Origin of the sequence: Vermiculatibacterium agrestimuris (genome assembly GCF_943193085.1) — a bacterium.
Classification (GTDB): Bacteria; Bacillota; Clostridia; order Oscillospirales; family Oscillospiraceae; genus Vermiculatibacterium; species Vermiculatibacterium agrestimuris.
In genome coordinates this window covers 45,596-65,376 of record NZ_CALPCU010000014.1, presented here as the reverse complement: position 1 = coordinate 65,376, position 19,781 = coordinate 45,596, and the positions used below count along the sequence as shown (strand labels likewise).

Sequence of the window (19,781 nt, the reverse complement as noted above, 5' to 3'; positions counted from 1 at the left end):
GGCCCGCAGGATCCTGCGGGCCTCTCTCTGTCACGATTCCCTCGTTCCAGTCCCGCTGAAATTACCGCAGGGACTGAATGGCCTCGTAAACGGACTTGGTCATGTCGTTGCGGTTGGCAACGTCGTCGATCAGGCTCTGGCAGCGATCCTGGAAGGGCTTGATGTCGACCTCGGTCACGGTGACGCCGAACTCGTTCTGAACCTTATCGAAGTACTCGTTGCGCAGCTGCTCGGCCAGGTCGAACATGACGCCCACGGACTCGGTGGACAGATCCTTGAGGGCCTTCTGGTCAGCCTCGCTCATGCCGGCGAGCACGTCGTTGTTGATGATCAGCTCGTCGGGGATCATCAGGTGGTTGGTCAGGGTGTAGTAGGGAGCGACCTCGTACTGGAGCAGGTCGGTGTAGGTGATGATGTTGTTCTCAGCGCCGTCGAGAGTGCCGGACTGGATGGCGGAGTACACATCGCCCTGACCCATGGCGGTACCCACGCCGCCCATGGCGTTCATCATGTTGATCATGGTCTCAGACTGCATGACGCGGATCTTCTTGCCGGAGAGTTGCTCGGGAGTGGTGATGGGCTCCTTGGTGTACAGGCAGCGGGGGCCAAGGCTGTAAGCGGCCAGCACGGTGAAGCCGCTGCTGGCGGTGCTGGCGAACAGGTCGTCCAGCTTGCCGCTCTGGAAGAGCTTGAGCTGATGGTCGATGGAGTCATAGATGTAGGGAGTGCCGATGATGGCGAAGTCGGAGTTGGCGCCCTCCACGATGGAGTTGGCCACGATAGCCATCTCGATGGAGCCGTTCTGGACCAGCTCCAGGGACTCGGCCTGGGAGCCCAGCTGCTCAGAGGGATAGACCTCGATGGAATAACGGCCCTCGGTGGCGTCGTAGAGCTTGTCGCTCAGATCCACGATGGTCTTGGCCTCGGGGTTCTCCATGGTCTGGTTGAAGGCCAGCTTCAAAACGGTCTGGCCCACCTTGGCGCCGTCGGAAGCGGCCTGGGACTGAGCGGGCTCAGCAGCCTTGGACTCAGCGGGAGCGGGCGTGTTGCTGGAACCGCCGCCGCAGGCGGCCAGGGACAGGCTCATCGCGCCGGCGAGGAGCATCGCAAGGGCAGATTTCTTGTTCATGTTCTTGTTCCTCCTTAAATTCTTTATTGCAAACCGGCTTACACCGGAGGCAACCACAGCTGCGGGGCGGCAAACTGCCCCAAAAACGCTTGTTTCCCCGGTGGGGAAACAGCGCAAAAGGCGTACGCCTTTTGCAAAAAGGAGATCAATCCCCTCTGGTGGTGGAGCCCCGAACCTCCATGCGGTTGGGCAGCTCCTCGTAGATCGGGTAATCGGGGCCCTCCCCGGCGATGCGCTCCATCAAAAGCTCTGCGGCGCGGCGGCCCACCATCCAGGAGTCCTGGGTGATAGTGGTGATCCCCGGCGGGATCAGAGAGGCCCAGCCCCAGTCGTCGAAGCCGCACACCCCGAAACGGGAACCGATCTGGATACCGGCAGCCTGGATGCCCTGCAGAAGGCCCAGCATGGCCTGGCCGTTGACGGCGAAGGCCGCCAGCCGCTGGCCGGGGAACTGGGCCCGGAAGGCGTCCAGCATGCGCACACAGGCGTTCTTGTCATCGGGCCGGAACTGGCACAGCCACTCGTGGCCCCGGCTTCCGAAGCTGTCCTTCAGCGCGTCGGAGTATCCCTGATAGCGAAGGATACGGGGGGTCACGTATTCATTGCCCTGGGTGAAGAAGGCGATCTGCTCATAGCCCAGAGTCCGTAAGTAGGCGATACACTGGTAGGTCATGTGGTAATTCTCGGTGGCCACCGTATCCAGTACGCCGGGGGCCGAGAGGCACCGGTCGGCCAGCACGAGAGGTACACCGTTTTCATGCAGGGAAATGAGGTATTCATCGTTCTGGCCGGTGGTGTTGACGATGAGCCCGTCCACCTGATTTTCCAGCAGATCCCGGATGGCGGAGCGCTCCCGCTCCGGGTCGTCGCCGCTGTCCACCAGAAGGAGCTGATAGCCCGCTGAGAGACACACGCTGTTGACGCCCTTGATGATGAGGGCGGAAAACTGGCTGGAGATATCGCTGACCAAACAGCCAAGAAGTCTGCTGTTTCGGGCCTTCAGGCCCTGAGCCATCCGATTGGGCCGGTAGTTCAGCCGCTCGATGACCTCCCGCACCCGCTCCCGGGTCTCTGAGGAAAGGGCGTCGTATCTTCCGTTGAGATAGCGGGAAATGGTGGTCTTGGACACACCGGCCTGCGCCGCCACCTGGTCGATGGTTACGCGGTTTTCCCGTCCAGGGCGGCCTCCTGACATGGGCTCCGACCCCCTTACTTGGTGATTTCTGCCTATATCCTAAATCTATGAAACCGGTTTGTCAATTGATTTTTGCGTTTTTCCGAACACTTTGTTGGATTTTACCTGAAATCAAGTTCATTTTTTGTGCACTTTGTCTTGACCCGGTCTTTCCCCTCACCGGCCCGCCCGCTCCAGCTTCCCTTTTCTCCGGTTTTTAAGTTGACAGGACTGGCAAAACCTTTTATGATTAGGATACCGATACCTCAAAAATCTACCGGAGGAACGTTATGGAACGCTCGGAACTGAAGGGCCGGCTGGAAAGCCTCACCGCCTGCCGGGACATACTTGCCCAGGCCCCCATGGCCGCCGCATGCAGGCTGCTGTCCGCCCTGGACAGCCGGGCCGGCGAGCCGGTGCTGTCCGCCTGGGGCGATTTTCTGTATTCACTGGGAGAGAAGGGATTCGACTCCCCCGGCGTCTGGCTGGAGCACTGGCTGCTCCACAGCGACGGCCACTGGCCCAACGCCGTGGCCCAGGATCGCTCCACCCCCGCGCTGGACGAGTGCGCCCGCCGGGATCTGGAGACCCTGGCGGCGCTGTCCGCCCTGGACGCCGCCTCCCTGCGGGAGGAGGCGGTCAGGCTCCTTCCCGCCGAAGCCCGGGGGGCCGCCGCCAGTCTGCCCCTCTGGGAGCCCTATCCGCTGATCTCCTTTGAGAAGCTCCGGGAATGGTACCGTTTCCATGGTGCGGGCCCCTTTGCCCACTGCCGGGCCTTTTTGTGGGAGGGCGACCGGCTTTTGCCGGTGGAACGCCCCGATGCCCCCGCCCAGGAGGAGCTTATGGGCTACCGGCTCCAGCGCGCCCAGGTGGAGGAGAACACCCGGGCCCTCCTGGCGGGCCGGCGGGTCAACAACGTGCTTCTCTTCGGCGACAGCGGCACCGGCAAGTCGGCCACAGTGAAATCCCTGCTGTCCCTGCCCGGAACACAGGAGCTCCGCCTGGTGGAGGTCTCCAAGGACGGCCTTGCCACCCTGCCCCAGCTCATCCGCACCCTGGCCGGGCGGCGGCAGAAATTCATCCTTTTCATCGACGACCTGGCCTTCGACCAGGACGACAAGACCTACGGCGTACTCAAGACCATCCTGGAGGGCGCTCTGGAGCCCCGCCCCGCCAATGTGGCGGTCTACGCCACCTCCAACCGCCGCAATCTGGTGCGGCAGACCTTCTCCGACCGGGCCGGGGACGAGGTGGATCGGGATGAGACCATCCAGGAGAAGACCGCCCTGGCCGACCGCTTCGGCCTGCGCATCCCCTACCTGGGTCTGCCCAAGGGAGAGTATTTGGAGCTGGTGGAGTATCTGGCCCGGCGGGCCGGCCTCACCCTCTCCAGGGAGGAGCTGACCGCTCAGGCGGTTCGCTGGGACGCCCGGCATCCCGGCCGCTCCCCCCGCACCGCCCGGCAGTTCATCGACAGTCTGACCCTTTAATCCGCGCCCTTTTCCCGTGCCTCTGTGCGGCTGCGCACCCCGATGACCACCACCGTGCGGTCGTCGGCGGAGCCCACCCGTTTTTCGCTCTCCTCCATCACCTGACGGGCCAGCTCTTTGGGGCTGTGCCCGTCAAATTTTTCCAGGCGCTCCCGCACCCAGCCGTCGTCCTCGCCGTCGGCTACCCCGTCACTGACCAGCAGCACCCAGTCCCCGGGCTCCAGGGCCAGGGCGGTCACATCGGGGCCCACGCCGTCCCCGTCGGCCAGGCCCGCCGGGAGGGCCGCGCCGCTGAGACGGCTCACCGCCGTCCCCTTGCGGATATAAGTGGGCGCCGCCCCCAGCTTGCAGATCTCGCCGGAGCCGGTATAGAGGTCAAGGCGCAGCAGATCCACCGTGGTAAAGGCCCCGCTCTCCTCATTTTTCAGCGCCAAGGCAGAGTTCACCGTCCGCAGGGCGGCGGCGCTGTCCATGCCGGAGCGCAGAAATTCCTCCAGCAGCCGCACCGCCAGGCCGCTTTCCCGGTGGGCCGCCTGGCCGCTGCCCATGCCATCACAGAGAAGGACAAAGAGGCTGCCGTCAGGCCGTTTGAACCAGGTTCCCGTGTCCCCGCTCTCCCGCTGCCCCTCCCGGCGGCGGGCGGCCAGGGCCGCCATGGCCATCAGCGGCTCAGACTGAACCAGAACGGTGCGGTGACCGCCGGACTCCTCCAGGCGCAGGGGGACTGCCATCAGCTCGGAGAGCCTGCTTATCTCCTCCTCCGAGCTCAGGGTCTCCGCCCCCTCTCCGGCCACCTCCAGCCGCAGATGGCCGGAGCGGTCATAATATACCGCCGTCTCCCCCTCTATCTCCAGGGCCGCCAGGTGCCGCCGCAGGCGCTTTTCCCGGTTGGGATCCGGGGTGAGCTCCGTGGACAGCTCCAGGGCGGAGGCGGTGAGGATGTCCGCCAGGGTCTCATACTGCCGGCAAACCGCGCCCCGGCTCTCCCGTATCCGGGCCTGGTACTGCCGCCGGTAGCGCAGGGCCACCATCTCTTCGTTGGCGGCGCGCAAAAATTCGGAAAAGTGGACGCACCGGCTGGCAAACCAGCCGGGAAAATCTCCTGCCTCCCCCTTCCCCCGCTCCAGCATGGCCCCCAGGGCGTCGTTGAGGGCGTTAAAGGTACTCACATAATCCTGCTCCCAGCAGGCGCTGCGCAGGGCGCACCGGCGGCACACCCGCTCGGCGGCCCGGTCAAAGACGACGGAGGGATCGCCGTCGTTGGGCGCGTCCTTGGGGAAGGCGGCGCGCAGACTGCCGCGCAGCTGGCGGAAGGCGTCAGCCGTGGCCTCCAGCCGCTGCCGGACGTGCTGTGCCGCCCTGCGCTGGCCCTCCTTCTCCTCCTGCCGGGTGACCAGTGCGGCCAGCCGCCGCAGCCACCCCTCCGGAATAAGCAGAAAGAGGACTGAGGCGATGAACACCTCGTAAATACCGGACAGCCGGGGCTGCGCGTCCCAGCTCCAGAGCACCGCCACAGCGTTGGCCACAGCGTAGCTCAGCACGCCGAACAACCGTCCCTGCTTCCGTCCCGCCCCCATAAGAAGGCCGGCAAAGCCGTAGGCCATGGCGTAGAAAGGCATCCCCCCCATGGCCAGATCCATCCCCAGTCCCCCCGTCACGCCGGCGGCGGCTCCCATCTGGGCGCCGCCCACCCGGGCCACGGCCATCACCAGCAATACCGCCGTCACCCGACCCAGGGACAGCCCGTCAAAAAAGGTCACCCCCGCCAGGGACACCAAAAGGGTGCCCATGAGGAAAAAGAGGCTCACCGTCTGCCGGGAGCTGAGGTTTTTCTCCTCCTGCCGCTGCCAGGAGGAGAAGGCCACCCGGTAAAAGTAGGCCGAACCCCCAGCCAGGATCACCTCGCTGATGAAAAATACCACCCGATCCGCCCTCCAGGCCGCGTCGCTGAGGTAGACGAAGCCGGTGACCGCGTCCATGGCGGACGCCATGAGGGGCATAAACCAGCTCTTCCTGCAAACCCCCACGTCGTAAAAGGCAAAGCCAATGGAAAACACCAGCACACAGGCGGCGGCGCAGCGCAGCCCCTCCGAAAAGCCCTGAAAGACCAGATAGCCCCAGCAGGCCCCCAATAGGGCGCACAGCCCGCCGCTCCCCGGCCCCGAGCAGGCCACCAGTCCCACGCCGAAGGGGGCGTAGCCCCCAAAAAGTCCGCCCCCCGCCAGCACCGCCCCCAGCAGGAAGCGTATGGCGTGCTCCGCCAGCTTGGTCAATACGGGAAGCTCCAACGCCGCCCTGCCGGTCTCCTCCAGGGCGCCGCCCATCTGCCGCGTCCTGCTCCTCCACTTCGTCGCCATTGTGGTCTCCTCCTATGTAACGATCTGCTTAGGAGACAGTATAATCCAAATTTTGGAAATAATATGTAGAAAGCTGGGGACTGTCCGGACAGTCCTTTTCTTCATTGCAAAACAACATATTTCATGCTACAATTACCCTACTTATATAAGAACAGGAGATCGCAGCGTGAAGATCGGCAATGTAGACATCCCCTCCCCCCTGGCTCTGGCCCCTATGGCCGGCGTCACCGACCTGGCCTTCCGCTCCATATGCCGGGAGCTGGGGGCGGGTTACACCGTCAGCGAGATGGTCTCGTCCAAGGCCCTCTGCTACCAGGACAAAAAGACCCTTCCCCTGCTGAAGCTGGGAGCGGGGGAACACCCCGCCGCCGTGCAGATCTTCGGCAGCGACGCGCCGTGCATGGAAAAGGCCGCCGCTTTGGCGGGCGAGTACTCCGGCGCGGACGTCATCGACATCAATATGGGCTGCCCTGTGCCCAAGGTGTGCAACAGCGGAGATGGCTCCGGCCTGGCCCGGGATCCCGTCAAGGCGGCCCAGGTGGCCGCCGCCGTGGTGCGGGGAGCGGGAGAAAAGCCTGTCACTGTCAAGATCCGTCTGGGGTGGGACAAGGGCCACCTCAACGCGGTAGAGCTGGCAAAGCGGCTGGAGGGGGCGGGGGTCGCCGCCCTCGCTGTCCACGGCCGCACCAAGGTGCAGATGTACTCCGGTACCGCCGACTGGAACGCCATCCGGGAGGTGGCCCAGGCGGTGTCAATCCCGGTCATCGCCAATGGGGACGTATTCTCACCCAAGGACGCGGTGGACATTCTCCAGAGGACGGGCTGCGAGATGCTGATGATCGGCCGGGGGGCCTTCGGCAATCCCTGGCTCTTCCAGCAGTGCGCCGCCGCCCTGGCAGGCCGGCCCATCCCAGAGCGGCCGCCTCTGGCCCAGCGCTGCGACACGGCGGTGCGGCAGATCCAGTTGGCGGCGGAGCACAAGGGCGAGCACATCGCCTGCCTGGAGGCCCGAAAGCACTACGCCTGGTATCTCAAGGGCGTGCCCTACGCAGGGTATTATAAGGAGCAGATCTGCAAGGTGGAGACCCTGGAGCAGATCTACGAGATAACAAAGGGTATTAAAAGAGACTTAAAAGACTCTGAGGAATAAAAACGAGCCCCAGAAAACCGCTTTGCGGTTTTCTGGGGAGAGGACGAGCAGCGAAGTGAGCGAGTTCTGCCGCTTGCGGCTGAACGAGGGATACGTAGCTTGCGAGGACGAGGAGGTGAGATCGATGACAGAAGCAGAGTTGATCCAGTCCGCCCGGTCGGGCGACCAGAACGCCTTTGCCCAACTGGTGACAGCCAACCAGACCATGGTGTACAACCTGGCCTACCGCATGACGGGCAACCCTGATGATGCCGCCGATCTCACCCAGGAGGCCTTCCTCAACGCCTGGAAGGGCCTTGCCCGGTTCCAGGGTCACGCCTCCTTCTCCACCTGGCTCTACCGTCTTACCTCCAACGCCTGTATCGACTTCCTCCGCCGGGCGCGGCGGCAGGAAACTGTATCCATGACCGTGGAGGACGAGGAGGAGGATCACCAGGCCCAGATCCCCGACCACCGCTATTCCCCGGAGCGGGAGCTGGAGCGGCAGGAGGCCCACAGGGCTCTTCAGGAGGGGCTCTCCGCCCTCTCCCCGGAGCACCGGCAGGTACTGCTCCTGCGGGAGCTGGAGGGGCTTTCCTATCAGGAGATCGCCCGGTGTCTGGACTTGGAGGAGGGCACCGTCAAGTCCCGGATCGCCAGGGCCCGGATGGCCCTGCGGGATTTTCTCGTGAGGTCAGGGAACTTTTTCGGAGCTCCGTCGTCCAAAGATTAACTGCTTTAGAAAGGAGGGGAGAGAAATGTCCCGCTGTGAAGATTATATTGAGCACATCAGCACCGCCATCGACGGGGAGCTCTCCCCCCAGCAGCGCGCCCAGCTGGACGCCCACCTGGCGCAGTGCCCGGAGTGCCGCGCCCTTATGGAGGAGCTGACCAGGCTGCACGTCGGCCTCGCTTCCCTGCCCCCGGCCGCGCCGCCCCAGAGCCTGAGTGAAACCATTATGGCCGCTGTGGGCAGCAGCAATGTGACCGCCTTCCCCGCAAAAAAGTCCTTCCACTGGAAAAAGTTGCTCTCCTCCGCCGCCGTGCTGGCCCTTATTGTCGCCGCAGGGTGGAGCTGGAGAACCGGCAGTTTCGGGGACGCAAGCTCCGCCGATCCCATGCAGACGGCGCCGAACGGCAATACGGCGGATCAGAGTACAGCTGCCGCCGCCTCCGTCCCCGAGATCGCCTCCACCGGCGACGAGTCGGTGAGCATCGCAAGGGCGGCCGAGCCCGCCCCCATGTCCATCTCCGCTCCTTCTGATAGCACATCCCCGGCCGAAAGCGGCAGCTACACCGGCACTTCCAACGCCTCGGACGAGCCGGCCGCCATCCAGGCCAAGACGGCGGCCAACCCCGGCGAGGTTCCAGCGGAGCCGGATCTCGAGCCTGTGGAGGAAAGCGGCATGGTGGCCCCCCGGATGTTCTTCGCCATCGCCCCCAGCGAGACGGAGGAGCAGCCGGTGACCGCCAGCGAGACGGACGGGCAGCTCCCCCTGATGAGCGCCCCACCGGCGGCCGACAACGGGGTGGAGGAGCCGTCCTCCCTGATGAGCGCCCCACCGGTGACCGCCGAGGAGGCGGTGACCGCCCTGGCCAACTATATCTACGAATTTGTAGGGGATGTGGAGCTGCTCTCCCCTCCCGAGGGCGACGCCATCGTCTACGCCGTCAACAGTCCCACCGGGGTCTCCGGCTCCATCACCCTCACAGGGGAGGACGAGGCCCTCTTCTTCCTGGAGTACCGGGACAGCGAGGGCGGCGAGACCCTCCGCTACACCGTGGACAAGGCCGACGCCACGGTGACTTGGCTGGGGGATGGGACAGAGGATTGAGCCAAACAAAAAAGCCGCCGTGATAGAAATCACGGCGGCTTTTCTTTTCCTGAATATGCACAGGGGCGGGTGGAGCACGATGCTCCACCCGCCCCTGTGCCGACAGAGAGGTTTTGCCCACCTGGGCAGGTATGGTTACCTGGCGCCCAGCAGGTCGGACTGCCGGGGCCAGGACACCTGACTTTTTTACGTGCCGGCAGGCGCTGTGCCCGCCGGCAAAAGGTCTTGCGAAGGCTTTAGGCCTTCTGATGGTTTTCCAGAGCGGTCTTCAGCTGATCCAGCGCCTTTTCCACGATGCAGCGGGGGCAGGCCAGGGCAAAGCGCAGGAAGCCCGCGCCGCCGGTGCCGAACCAGGTGCCCATGTCCACGCCGATGTGGGCCTCATGGGCGATGAAGTGCTCGATCTCCTCTGTGGTCATCCCGGTGCCCCGGAAATCCACCCAGGTCAGATAGGTGGCCTCCAGCTCGGTGACCTTCAGCTGAGGCAGGTTCTTCTTGATGTAATCGTTGAAGTAGTGCTTGTTGGCGTCGATGTAGGCGCACAGCTCCTCCACGTAGTCCTCGCACTCGTTGTAGGCCGTCTCCAGCGCCACGGGGCCAAACCAGTTCATGTTAAAGATCCGGTTGGCGTTGAGCTGGCCTTCATAGGCGGCGCGGATCCTGTCGTTGGGGATGATGGTGTAGGCCGTCTGGAGGCCCGCCAGGTTAAAGGTCTTGCTGGGCGCGTAGTTGGTGATGGTGTTCTGGCGGATCTTCTCGGACAGGCTGCACATGGCGGTGTGGTGGTAGCCCTTCATCATCAGGTCGGCATGGATCTCATCGGAGACTACGATCACGCCGTTGTCGGCGCAGATGTTGCCCACCCGCTCCAGCTCCTCCGGCGTCCAGCACCGGCCCACGGGGTTGTGGGGATTGGAAACGATCATCAGCTTGGTAGAGGGCTCCTTCGCCTTCTTCTCCAGGTCGTCAAAGTCGATGACATAGCTGCCGTTTTCCTTCTGCACCAGGGTGTTCTCCACCATGACCCGGCCGTTGTTCTTGATCTCGTCCATGAAGGGGTAATACACCGGGGTCTGGACGATGATGCCGTCGCCGGGGTTGGTGAAGGCCTGGATGGCCAGAGTAAAGCCGGGAATGACGCCGGGGGTGAAGACGATCCACTCCCGCTTCGCCTCCCAGTGATAGCGGCGGGAGACCCAGCTCATAATGGCCTCGTAGAAGCTCTCCGGCTTGACGCAGTAGCCGTAAACGCCCTCCTGGGCCTTCTTGGTCACCGCCGCCACGATGCGGGGATCGCACCGGAAATCCATGTCGGCGATCCACATGGGGATCATCTCCACGCTGGGATCCACACCGAACTTGGCGTTGCAGCCGTCCCACTTGATGCTGCGGGTCCCGCGCCGCTCTACGTACTGATCAAAAAATTCTTTGTTGACCGCCATTTTGATCCTTCCTTCTTAGAGATAGAGGGTTTCGTTGGCATGGGTGAAGAACTCCACGCCGGTCTCGGTAATGGTGAAGGTGTCCTCAATGTTGAAGCTGTGGTTCTTGCTGCTGTAGTAGGGCATCTCCAGGCAGAAGACCATGCCGGGCTGGAACTCCAGCGTCTCAGTGCCGGAGATGAAGGGGGCCTCCTCGGTGAAGCGGTTGCAGCCGATGGAGTGGCCGTGATGGCCCCGCTTGAAGCCGGGGATGTCCTTCTTGATGGTGGCCTGAACGGCATTGAACACGTCGCACAGCTTCACGCCCGGGCCCAGCATGTTCTGGGCCACCCGGTTGCCCTTCCAGAGGATCTCGTAGATCTCCTCCCGGCGCTTGTCGGTGGAGTTGCCCAGCACGAAGGTACGGGCCAGGTCGGAGCCGTAGCCGCAATAGATGGGGCCGCCGTCCAACCGGATCACGTCGCCCAGGCGCAGACGGTTGTGGCGGGGCACGATGGCGGGGGCGAAGTCGCCGGCCACGGTGTGGGCCTGAAGAATATCCATCACGTCGGAGGACTGGGCCTGGCAGTTCATCTTGAACAGGCGCATCACGTCAGCCTCAGTCATGCCCGGGGTGATCTCGTGGGCGGTCTTGTACATGGCCACCTCAGAGATCTCGGCGCCCCGGCGCAGCACGCTGATCTCCCAAGGGGTCTTGATCATACGGGACTCCACCAGAACGGCGGCGCAGTCAGACAGCTTGCCGGGGAACTGGGTCTGGAGGAACTCCCACTTGGTATGGGAGATCCGCTCCTCCTCCGCGCCCACCTTGGCGTTGGGGAACTTGTCCTTGATGACCTCAGCCGCCATACGGAAGGTCTGGTTCAGGTCGGGCTGGGCGGGCTTCTCCGCCGCATCGTCGGTGGCATAGTCCTCAATATAGATCCACATGGGGTAGGAGATAATATCAATGTCCTTGCAGCTGGAGACAGCGGTCTGCTTCTCAAACTCGTTGCAGATCAGGCTGATCTTGCCCGTCTTGGGCACAACGGCGGCAGTGAGGCCGATGTTGTTGGACTGGTACAAAAACTGGCTGGCAAAGCCGGTGGCATAGAAAATGACTTCCGGCGTGGTGAGGATCATAGCGTCCAAGCCGGCCTTCTCCATACAGCTTTGCAGGCGGTTCTGAATGGCAATTTGGTCACGCAGCTCTAACATAGTAAAACCTCCCAGAAATGATTTCTTTTCCGCAGGCTCTTATTCGGTGCGGATTTAGCCGACCAGATTGGGCAGGAACATGATAACGTCAGGGCAATAGGTAATAACGGCCAGGGCCGCCAGGTTCATACCCAGGAACGGCCACACGCCCGGCAGCATTTCCACCAGATCCTGTTTGGTAATGTCGCTGGTGACGAACAGGTTCATGCCGAAGGGCGGGGTATACATGCCGATGGCCAGGTTGGAGATCATGATGAGGCACAGGTGGACGGGATTGACGCCCATGGCAGTGGCCAGAGGGAACACCAGAGGCGCCACGATGAGGATGGAGGCAGAGCCGTCCATGAACATACCGAACACCAGCAGGATCAGGTTGATGATGAGCAGGAACAGGAACTTGTTGGTCACGTTGCCCAGCAGGGCGGTGGTCAGGGTGTTGGACAGCTGGCTCACCGTGAGCACCCAGCCCAGCACCGTGGCGGAGGTCATGAGTACCAGCACCTGGGATACGCCCACGGCGGAGTCCACCAGAACCTTCCACACGTCCTTGAGCTTCATCTCACGGTAGATGAACAGGCCCACGATCATAGCGTACACCGCGGACAGAGCTGCGGCGTCGGTGGGGGAGCACAGGCCGGAGTAGATGCCGCCCAGGATGATCACGGGCACCATCAACGCGGCGAAGGCGTCCTTGGTCGCTTTCCACAGCTCACCCTTGGTGGCCTTCTCGTCCTTGGGCAGGTTGTGCTTTTTGGAGTAGAAGTAGATATACACCAGGCTGCTCACGCCGAAGATGAGACCTGCGGTGATGCCCGCGATGAAGCACTTACCCACCGAGGCGCCAGTCACCGTGCAGTAGATGATGATGGTGACGCTGGGGGGGATAATGAGGGCCACGGAACCAGAGGAAGCCAGCAGGCCGCCGATGAAGCTCTTAGGGTACTTCTTCTCTATTAGGTCGGGGTACATCAGTTTGCCGATGGCGATGATGGTGGCGGGGCTGGAGCCGGACAGGGCGCCGAAGAACATGCTGGCCACCTCCGTGGCCATGGCAATACCGCCGCAGACATGGCCGACGAGGGCACGGCACCAATTAAGCAGACGCTTGGACAGGCCGCCGGTGGCCATCAGGTTGGCGGCCAGGATGAAGAAGGGCAGAGCCATCAGGGGAAAGGAGTCGATGCCTCCCACCATGCGCTGGATGACCACCATGGGTTCAATGTCAGAACCCAGCAGAAGGGACGCAAAGCCGGAAAGGCCCAGCGCCACTGTGATAGGCGCGCTGCTGACAAAAAGCACCAGCAGGCAAATGAGCAAAATAGGTACCATCAGTTTCTCTCCTCCTTATTCCTCGATGGTGTAAATGCCCAGAACCTCGCTGCAAAACACCTCGATCAGATGCAGGATCACGAGGACGCCGCCGATGGGAACCGAGATATACACGATCCAGATCGGCCAGCCCAGGGCGGCGGTCTTCTGCCCGGAGGACATGGCGAACATGGTGTACTTTCCGCCGAAAACCACCAGGAGCGCGGCAAAGACCATGGAAACCAGGATCACAAAGGAACCGATAAACTTCTGGAAACCGGGGTTGTTTACTCTGCGGATCACGTCTACGCCGTAGTGGGCGCCCCGGCGGAAGCACACGCCGCTGCCGATAAAGGTGATCCAGATGATCAGGTAGCGCACCACCTCCTCCGCCCAGGGCGGGGCGGAGCCGATACGCCGGCCAATGACGCTGATCATAATGACGATGACCGCCAGGCCCAGGCATGCACCGATAATGGTCTTCTCCAGGGCGACCAGCAGCTTCATAAGTTTAGACATGCTTTTTCCTCCCTTTTAGCAAGTGCCAGGAGGCGGCAAGCGCCTCCTGGCACTCCAAAAAAGTGCTTGGGTCAGTAATTTCTCAGCCCTTGGCGGCCACAGCGGCGTCAAAAGCGGCCTGCAGGCGGGGCACGAAGTCCTTGCGCCAGTCAGTGGTCATGAACTTGTCGTACACAGAGGCGGTAGCGGCCTTGAACTCGGCGATCTGCTCGTCGGTGAACTTGTGGTACTCGCAGCCGGAGGCCACCATGCCGTCGATGCACTCCTGGGTGTAGTCGGGCAGCTCAGCGTCCAGAACGGCGCGGCCGGCCTTCTCGGCCTCAATGACGATCTCCTGGGTGGCGGCGTCCAGGCCGTCGAACCAGGCCTTGTTGGCCATGAGCACGTGGACCTGGGCGTCGTGGTAGGTCTCAACGACGTACTTCTGCACCTCGTGGAAGTTCATGGTGTAGGTGGACTGAGCGGGGTTCTCCTGAGCGTCAACGGTGCCGTTGGACAGAGCGTTGTAGGTATCGGCGTAAGCCACCACGATGGGCTGAGCGCCCAGGGCGTTGTAGGTATCGGTGAGGATGTTGGACTCCATAATGCGCATCTTCAGACCCTTCATGTCGGCCACGCTGTTGATGTCGCGGTTGGAGGTCATCTGACGGAAGCCGGCGAACCACACGCCCAGGCCGTGGATGCCCACGTCGCCCAGGCGGCCCATGAACTCCTGGCCGATCTCGTCGTTCATGACCTCACTGATGATGCTGGTGTCCTGGGGCAGCAGGTAGGGCAGGTCGACCATGGCGGCGTCCTCGCAGTAGGAGGCGATGATGGCGCAGGGGCCCATGGCCAGCTGCGTCACGCCCATCTGCACGCTCTGGATGGACTCAGGGATGGAGCCGATCTGGCCGGCGGGATAGTACTCCACGGTGATGTTGCCGCCGGAGAGCTCCTCCAGCTTCGCCTTGACCTCAAGGCAGGCCAGATCCTCGGGGGTGCCGATGGGCTGGGGCTGGGTGAGCTTAATGGTCATCTTGGGGATCTCAGTGGTAGGCGTGCCGGGCTCGGCAGCCTTGGACTCCACGGGAGCAGGCGTGTTAGCGCTGCCGCCGCCGCAGGCGGCCAGAGACAGAGCCATCGTTGCAGCAAGGATCAGCGAAAATACTCTCTTTTTCATTTTTGATTTCTCCTTCACTTGATTGTTTTATATTTCCCGCCGAAGCGGCAAACACCAAAATGAAACGCCTTAACTATTTCATTGTATGAAATTTGGTTTTATTTTCTTTCTATTTTTATGATATTCGATTTCGACCTTTCTGTCAATAGGCAAGAACAGGAAGGCCATTTCAATATCATTTGAAATTATAAGCCGTTACAATGGGCGTCCGGCCCTGGGTCTGATCATTGTAGTACTCATAGAGGCACACGCCCAGGAAGGAGCCGCTGATGTTCTTCACGTTCCGGTATCCGTTGCCCCGCAGCTGGCACAGGGCGTAATAGCTTCTCTGGGAGGTGCGGCAGTGGAGATAGACCGGCACGTCCCTGGGCACCTCGGCCAGGCGCTCCCGGAATTGAGACAGGGGGATATTCACCGCGTTTTTCAGGTGTCCGGCGTCATACTCCGCCTTCTCCCGCACATCTACGATATAGGCCCCGCTCTCCACCAGAGCTCTGACCTGATCCAAGCGCACTTGCTCATACTCGCCGTTGAGCAGATTCAGGCCCACCAGAGCCGCCATATTCACCACGTCCTTGGCGGTGCCATAGACCGGGGAATAGCACAGCTCCAGCTCCTTGAGATCCTCCAGGGTGCCGTTCATGGTGATGAGGGTGGCGATCACGTCGATCCTGCGCACCGCGTCGCCTTTTCCAATGGCCTGGGCGCCCAGGATGCGGCCTGTGGGAACTTCAAAGATCAGTTTGAAGGCCATATAGTGGCTCTCTGGCATAATACCCACTTTATCCGCAGGCAAAACATAGGCCACCTCGCAGGGGATCCCGGCGGCCTTCGCCGCCTTTTCGTTCATGCCGGTGCAGGCGGCGTTCTGGGCGAAGACCCGCAGGCAGGAGGAGCCGATATAGCCCCTGTTGCCGCTGAACTTTCCACAGATATGATCCGCCGCCGCCCGGGCCTGCCGCTGGGCGGGCCCCGCCAGGGCCAGGGCGCCGGAGCGCCGGTTCATCCGGTCGAAGTACTCCACCGCGTCGCCCACGGCGTAGATGTCCGGGTCGGTGGTGCGGTAGTTGTGATCCACCTTGATCCCCCGGCTGCCCAGCTCCAGGCCGGCCTTGGAGGCAAGCTCTGTCTCCGGCGCCACGCCCACAGCCAGCACCACCGCCTGCGCCGGGAGGGTGAGCGTCTCCTCTCCCCGGCGCAGCTCTACGCTGTCGCCGTTGATGGCGGTGAGCATACTGCTCAAATAGAGGCCCACACCGTTGTCGATCAGCTCCTTGTGGAGGATCTGAACCATATCGTAGTCAAAGGGAGCCATGATCTGCTCCGCTCCCTCCACCAGGCTGACCTCCAACCCGGCGCTGCGGAGGTTCTCCGCCACCTCGATGCCCACGAAGCCGCCGCCGGCCACCACGACATTCCTGACCTTATGAAGCGTCACATGATCCTTCAGTCTGCGCACATCCCCCACGTTCCGCACTGTGAACACATGGGGGGCGTCCGCACCCCGGATGCTCCGGGGCACCACCGGCCTTGCGCCGGGGGCCAGCACCAGCTTATCGTAGCTCTCCTTATATTCTCTTCCCCCCGCCTCACGGACGAGAACGGCCTTTTCCTCCCGCAGGATCTCCACGGCCTCGCTGTTGACTCTGACCTCAATGTTATGCCGCTCCTGGAACGCCTTGGGGGTCATCATCACCAGCGCCTCGCTGGTGGGCACGGTTCCGCTCAAATAATAAGGTAAGCAGCAGTTGGAGAAGGACACGTGCTCTCCCCGCTCCAGCACGACGATCTGCGCCTGTTCATCCAGTCGGCGGAGCCGGGCGGCGGCAGACGCGCCGCCCGCAACGCCTCCAATCACAACGATTTTCCTCATAACTCAACCTTTCTACCGCGATGTTTTTCTGATATTACGCACCTCAAAATTGTTGGTATACCAAGCTACCAAAGCCTGATAATAGGATAAACGCTTCCGTCGAAAGTGTCAATATCATTTTGTTCAGAAACTCAAAAATATCATTTTTGACCAAAAATGCAGTCGAATTTTTGTACATATCAACATTTTTTCTCTTGTGGTATACCAGCCGTATTGACACGCCACTTCTTTTGTCCTATACTTGACGATATCCGTGATGTTTTTCGATCATTTTTGCAGAATTTTTAGGTATACCGCAAAAGTTTATTCCATCAGCCACCAATTTGAAGAAGGATGTGTCAATTATGGAAACACCTGCCACCAATCTGAGAGAGCTTTGCGGCAATCTGGCCGTGGAGAACTTCAAGGGCGGCCTCAACTGCTGTGAGAGCGTGTATAACGCCCTGCTCCGTTCCGGCGTTCTGTCCGGCGTGGATCCCAAGACCCAGGCCATGTGCATCGGCTTTGGCGGCGGCATCGGCCTGTCCGGCCACACCTGCGGCGCCCTGTCCGCCATTGTGATGGCCTGCGGCGCGGTCTATGGCCGCCCCGATCCCTGGGCGGTGAGCGAGGACAGCCGTATGTCCGAGATCGCCCAGAAGTATTACCGCCGCTATAACCGGCTGACCCACGACTTCGAGGAGCAGTTCGGCTCTACCGACTGCGCCGAGCTGTGCAGCCGTTTCGAGGACTTCCACTGTGTGGAGCGGCGCAAGTCCTGTCTGAAGATGATCGCCGCCAGCGCCAAGCTGGCCTATGATTACCTCCAGATGTCTCAGGAGGAGGCCTTCGCCCTCCCCTACGGAGAAAACCTCGGCGGCAACGCCTGAGAGATTTATATTAAAGAAAAGGAGCTGCAATGCGCCATGAATAAGATCATTACGACGCAGCAGGCGGCCGCGCTGGTCACAGACGGCGCCACCATCATGGTCGGTGATTTTCTTGGCTCCTCCACCCCTGAGTGCGTCATCGACGCGTTGGTGGCGAAGGGCGTCAAAGATCTGACCCTGATCTCCTGCACCACCGGCAACCCCCAGCACGGCTGCGGCAAGCTGGTGGTGAACCGTCAGGTCAGGAAGGTCATCACCTCCCACATCGGCACCAACAAGGAGACCGGCCGGCAGATGAATGCCGGGGAGCTTCAGGTGGAGTTCTCTCCCCAGGGCACTTTGGCCGAGCGCATCCGCTGCGGCGGCGCGGGCCTGGGCGGCGCCCTGACCCAGGCCGGCATGCACACCCCCGTGGAGGAGGGCAAGCGGAAGATCGAGATCGACGGCAAGGAGTACCTGCTGGAGCTGCCCCTGCGGGCCAATGTGGCCATTATCAAGGCCTATCAGGCGGACGAGAAGGGCAACCTGGTCTACCGGCTGACCTCTCACAACATGAACACCGTCATGGCCATGGCCGCGGATATCGTCATCGCCGAGGTGGAGCAGATCGTCCCCGTGGGCGAGATCGCCCCTGACCAGGTGGTCACCCCCGGCCCCCTGGTGGATTACATCGTCCTGGCAGAGGAAGGAGCGGATTACCAATGAGCGAAGGAAGAGAGCTGATCGCCCGCCGCATCGCCCGGTTCCTGAAAAACGGCGATCTGGTCAACCTGGGCATCGGCATGCCCACGCTGGTGGCCAACTACCTGCCCGAGGGCGCGGAGATCGATTTCCACGCCGAGAACGGCGTTATCGGCCTGGGCGGAGCCCCGGAGGAGGGGCAGGCGGACAAGGACGTCTACAACGCCGGCGCCCAGAAGGCCACCATCCTCCCCGGCGCGGCCTGCTTCGACAGCGCCATGTCCTTTGCCATGATCCGCGGCGGCCATGTGGACGTCACCGTCCTGGGCGCCCTGGAGGTGGATCAGCAGGGCAATCTGGCCAACTGGATCGTCCCCGGCAAGATGGTGCCCGGCATGGGCGGCGCCATGGATCTGGTGGCCGGCGCCAAGACCGTCATCGTGGCCATGGAACATTGCACCAAGGACGGCGCTTCCAAGGTGCTGAAAAAGTGTTCTCTGCCCTTGACAGCGTACAAAAAAGTGCGGTATATTGTTACCGAACTGTGCGTTTTGGAGGTAACACCCCAGGGCCTGACTCTGCTGGAGACCGCCCCGGGTGTCACCGTGGAGGACGTGGTGGCGAAGACCGACGCGGACTTGGTCATCCCCGCGGCGGTCGGCTGCATGGAATGACCGCCTGACGCAGCGGAAAACAAAACAATGGAGTTTTGATGAGACGTGTTTAGTCCAATCACAAAAGAGAATGCCCCCTATCCCAACAAATTTTATGAGAAGATCATTCTTTCCATCAGCGATCTGGTGGCCTCCGGCGAGCTGAAGCCGGGGGATGTGCTGCCCTCTGAGCGGGAGCTGGCGGAGCATTTCGGCACCAGCCGCGTTCCCGTGCGGGAGGCGCTGAAGATCCTGGAGTTCCTCGGCCTGGTGCGCTATGTACCCGGCCGGGGCATGGAGATCAGCTCCATCGAGATATCCCCCCTGCTCAGCAAGGTATTTTTCGGCATGAGCGTCTCGGAGGATACCGTTGACCAGCTGATGGATATTCGCTGTCTCATTGAGCCTTACGCCGCCGCGCAGGCCGCCGTTCTGGCCACCGAGGAGGATCTGGAGCTGATCCGGCGCTCCCTCCAGGAGGAGGAGACTCTGCCCGCCCGGGATCGCTCCGTGGAGTTCCACTTTACCATCGTCCACGCCTCCCACAACACGCTTTTGGAGGAGATCTACAAGTTCCTCTCCGCCGTTCTGCTGCAATTCCGGGCGGAGAATCTGGACGAGCGGTATGAAGAGGGCCCCCTGCTGTTCCATGGCAAGATCTACAACGCCATCGAAAGTCACGACGGCGTCATCGCCCAGCATCTCATGCGCGCCCATCTGGAGGAGGAGAAATCCCTCTCCCGCCACCGCCAAAAGCTGGCGGCTGACTCCGTGTAAAGCAGACCTCTGTTTCCCCTCAGGCCCCGGAACGCCCCTGTGCGCGCCGGGGCCTTTTTTCGCCCCGATGGATTTTGTGCGATTTTCTCAAATTTCTTGTTGTCATACCGCCCACTTTGCGTTATAATGGACAAGAACAGTGAAATTTTCAGCCAGCCACCCCACTGTAAACCCACAATAAGGAGA

Annotated in this window: 17 protein-coding genes; 8 read left to right on the top strand and 9 right to left on the bottom strand. The window is 61.9% G+C overall.

The window, feature by feature from the left end; translation table 11 throughout:
* Nucleotides 1-61: 61 nt before the first annotated feature.
* Nucleotides 62-1,129 carry a TRAP transporter substrate-binding protein gene (locus NFR87_RS06620; RefSeq protein WP_251448083.1) on the bottom strand — a complete coding sequence of 356 codons (1,068 nt, stop codon included), beginning with the start codon at nucleotides 1,127-1,129 and terminating at the stop codon, nucleotides 62-64.
* A gap of 145 nt (nucleotides 1,130-1,274) precedes the next feature.
* On the bottom strand, nucleotides 1,275-2,324 hold the full coding sequence (locus tag NFR87_RS06615) for a LacI family DNA-binding transcriptional regulator (RefSeq protein ID WP_251448080.1): 1,050 nt from the start codon (nucleotides 2,322-2,324) through the stop codon (nucleotides 1,275-1,277).
* 269 nt (nucleotides 2,325-2,593) lie between these two features.
* Here NFR87_RS06615 and NFR87_RS06610 point away from each other — a divergent pair, with 269 nt between their 5' ends.
* Nucleotides 2,594-3,793 (top strand): ATP-binding protein, encoded by a 1,200-nt coding sequence (locus NFR87_RS06610; RefSeq protein WP_251448077.1) that lies wholly within the window; start codon nucleotides 2,594-2,596, stop codon nucleotides 3,791-3,793.
* Here the strand turns inward: NFR87_RS06610 and NFR87_RS06605 are convergent.
* Nucleotides 3,790-6,150 carry a SpoIIE family protein phosphatase gene (locus tag NFR87_RS06605; protein WP_251448074.1) on the bottom strand — a complete coding sequence of 787 codons (2,361 nt, stop codon included), beginning with the start codon at nucleotides 6,148-6,150 and terminating at the stop codon, nucleotides 3,790-3,792. The two genes, NFR87_RS06610 and NFR87_RS06605, sit on opposite strands and share 4 nt — an antisense overlap.
* 166 nt (nucleotides 6,151-6,316) lie before the next feature.
* Here NFR87_RS06605 and dusB point away from each other — a divergent pair, with 166 nt between their 5' ends.
* The 3 genes from dusB (at nucleotide 6,317) to NFR87_RS06590 (ending at nucleotide 9,114) form a co-directional block, all read left to right on the top strand.
* Complete coding sequence (gene dusB, locus NFR87_RS06600) at nucleotides 6,317-7,300, top strand: tRNA dihydrouridine synthase DusB (protein WP_251448071.1); 984 nt, start codon at nucleotides 6,317-6,319, stop codon at nucleotides 7,298-7,300.
* 124 nt (nucleotides 7,301-7,424) lie between these two features.
* Nucleotides 7,425-8,012: an RNA polymerase sigma factor gene (locus tag NFR87_RS06595; protein ID WP_251448068.1), complete on the top strand. Its 588-nt coding sequence runs from the start codon at nucleotides 7,425-7,427 to the stop codon at nucleotides 8,010-8,012.
* A 25-nt stretch (nucleotides 8,013-8,037) separates the two neighbouring features.
* Nucleotides 8,038-9,114 (top strand): anti-sigma factor family protein, encoded by a 1,077-nt coding sequence (locus NFR87_RS06590; RefSeq protein WP_251448066.1) that lies wholly within the window; start codon nucleotides 8,038-8,040, stop codon nucleotides 9,112-9,114.
* Nucleotides 9,115-9,350: 236 nt separating this feature from the next.
* Here the strand turns inward: NFR87_RS06590 and NFR87_RS06585 are convergent, their stop codons facing one another.
* The 6 genes from NFR87_RS06585 to NFR87_RS06560 form a co-directional block, all read right to left on the bottom strand.
* On the bottom strand, nucleotides 9,351-10,556 hold the full coding sequence (locus NFR87_RS06585) for a MalY/PatB family protein (RefSeq protein ID WP_251448062.1): 1,206 nt from the start codon (nucleotides 10,554-10,556) through the stop codon (nucleotides 9,351-9,353).
* 15 nt (nucleotides 10,557-10,571) lie between these two features.
* The gene (locus tag NFR87_RS06580) at nucleotides 10,572-11,753 is read right to left on the bottom strand and encodes a M24 family metallopeptidase (protein ID WP_251448059.1); all 1,182 of its coding nucleotides are present in this window, start codon (nucleotides 11,751-11,753) and stop codon (nucleotides 10,572-10,574) included.
* A gap of 54 nt (nucleotides 11,754-11,807) precedes the next feature.
* A complete protein-coding gene (locus NFR87_RS06575; RefSeq protein ID WP_251448056.1) occupies nucleotides 11,808-13,082 on the bottom strand; it encodes a TRAP transporter large permease in 1,275 nt (424 codons plus the stop codon).
* A gap of 15 nt (nucleotides 13,083-13,097) precedes the next feature.
* Nucleotides 13,098-13,580 (bottom strand): TRAP transporter small permease, encoded by a 483-nt coding sequence (locus NFR87_RS06570; protein WP_251448053.1) that lies wholly within the window; start codon nucleotides 13,578-13,580, stop codon nucleotides 13,098-13,100.
* Between the two features lie 82 nt (nucleotides 13,581-13,662).
* A complete protein-coding gene (locus NFR87_RS06565) occupies nucleotides 13,663-14,742 on the bottom strand; it encodes a TRAP transporter substrate-binding protein (RefSeq protein ID WP_251448050.1) in 1,080 nt (359 codons plus the stop codon).
* A 175-nt stretch (nucleotides 14,743-14,917) separates the two neighbouring features.
* Nucleotides 14,918-16,615, bottom strand: a complete 1,698-nt coding sequence (locus tag NFR87_RS06560; RefSeq protein ID WP_251448046.1) for an FAD-dependent oxidoreductase — start codon at nucleotides 16,613-16,615, stop codon at nucleotides 14,918-14,920.
* Between the two features lie 344 nt (nucleotides 16,616-16,959).
* Here NFR87_RS06560 and NFR87_RS06555 point away from each other — a divergent pair, with 344 nt between their 5' ends.
* From NFR87_RS06555 to NFR87_RS06540, 4 genes are read left to right on the top strand one after another with little or no spacing between them, the layout of a single operon-like run.
* Nucleotides 16,960-17,484: a C-GCAxxG-C-C family protein gene (locus NFR87_RS06555; protein WP_251448043.1), complete on the top strand. Its 525-nt coding sequence runs from the start codon at nucleotides 16,960-16,962 to the stop codon at nucleotides 17,482-17,484.
* A gap of 36 nt (nucleotides 17,485-17,520) precedes the next feature.
* Complete coding sequence (locus NFR87_RS06550) at nucleotides 17,521-18,189, top strand: CoA transferase subunit A (RefSeq protein WP_251448040.1); 669 nt, start codon at nucleotides 17,521-17,523, stop codon at nucleotides 18,187-18,189.
* Nucleotides 18,186-18,839, top strand: a complete 654-nt coding sequence (locus NFR87_RS06545) for a 3-oxoacid CoA-transferase subunit B (RefSeq protein WP_251448037.1) — start codon at nucleotides 18,186-18,188, stop codon at nucleotides 18,837-18,839. Before NFR87_RS06550 ends, NFR87_RS06545 begins: the two co-directional genes overlap by 4 nt.
* Nucleotides 18,840-18,884: 45 nt before the next feature.
* Nucleotides 18,885-19,595 (top strand): FadR/GntR family transcriptional regulator, encoded by a 711-nt coding sequence (locus NFR87_RS06540; RefSeq protein WP_251448034.1) that lies wholly within the window; start codon nucleotides 18,885-18,887, stop codon nucleotides 19,593-19,595.
* Nucleotides 19,596-19,781 lie beyond the last annotated feature (186 nt).

Bases quoted from the DNA above. Each gene is read 5' to 3' on its own strand.
- NFR87_RS06590 (WP_251448066.1), top strand. From the start codon at position 8,038: ATGTCCCGCTGTGAAGATTATATTGAGCACATCAGCACCGCCATCGAC.
- NFR87_RS06615 (WP_251448080.1), bottom strand. From the start codon at position 2,324: ATGTCAGGAGGCCGCCCTGGACGGGAAAACCGCGTAACCATCGACCAG.
- NFR87_RS06570 (WP_251448053.1), bottom strand. From the start codon at position 13,580: ATGTCTAAACTTATGAAGCTGCTGGTCGCCCTGGAGAAGACCATTATC.
- NFR87_RS06585 (WP_251448062.1), bottom strand. From the start codon at position 10,556: ATGGCGGTCAACAAAGAATTTTTTGATCAGTACGTAGAGCGGCGCGGG.
- NFR87_RS06550 (WP_251448040.1), top strand. From the start codon at position 17,521: ATGAATAAGATCATTACGACGCAGCAGGCGGCCGCGCTGGTCACAGAC.
- NFR87_RS06610 (WP_251448077.1), top strand. From the start codon at position 2,594: ATGGAACGCTCGGAACTGAAGGGCCGGCTGGAAAGCCTCACCGCCTGC.
- NFR87_RS06580 (WP_251448059.1), bottom strand. From the start codon at position 11,753: ATGTTAGAGCTGCGTGACCAAATTGCCATTCAGAACCGCCTGCAAAGC.
- NFR87_RS06620 (WP_251448083.1), bottom strand. From the start codon at position 1,129: ATGAACAAGAAATCTGCCCTTGCGATGCTCCTCGCCGGCGCGATGAGC.
- NFR87_RS06595 (WP_251448068.1), top strand. From the start codon at position 7,425: ATGACAGAAGCAGAGTTGATCCAGTCCGCCCGGTCGGGCGACCAGAAC.
- NFR87_RS06555 (WP_251448043.1), top strand. From the start codon at position 16,960: ATGGAAACACCTGCCACCAATCTGAGAGAGCTTTGCGGCAATCTGGCC.
- NFR87_RS06560 (WP_251448046.1), bottom strand. From the start codon at position 16,615: ATGAGGAAAATCGTTGTGATTGGAGGCGTTGCGGGCGGCGCGTCTGCC.
- NFR87_RS06605 (WP_251448074.1), bottom strand. From the start codon at position 6,150: ATGGCGACGAAGTGGAGGAGCAGGACGCGGCAGATGGGCGGCGCCCTG.
- NFR87_RS06565 (WP_251448050.1), bottom strand. From the start codon at position 14,742: ATGAAAAAGAGAGTATTTTCGCTGATCCTTGCTGCAACGATGGCTCTG.
- NFR87_RS06545 (WP_251448037.1), top strand. From the start codon at position 18,186: ATGAGCGAAGGAAGAGAGCTGATCGCCCGCCGCATCGCCCGGTTCCTG.
- NFR87_RS06575 (WP_251448056.1), bottom strand. From the start codon at position 13,082: ATGGTACCTATTTTGCTCATTTGCCTGCTGGTGCTTTTTGTCAGCAGC.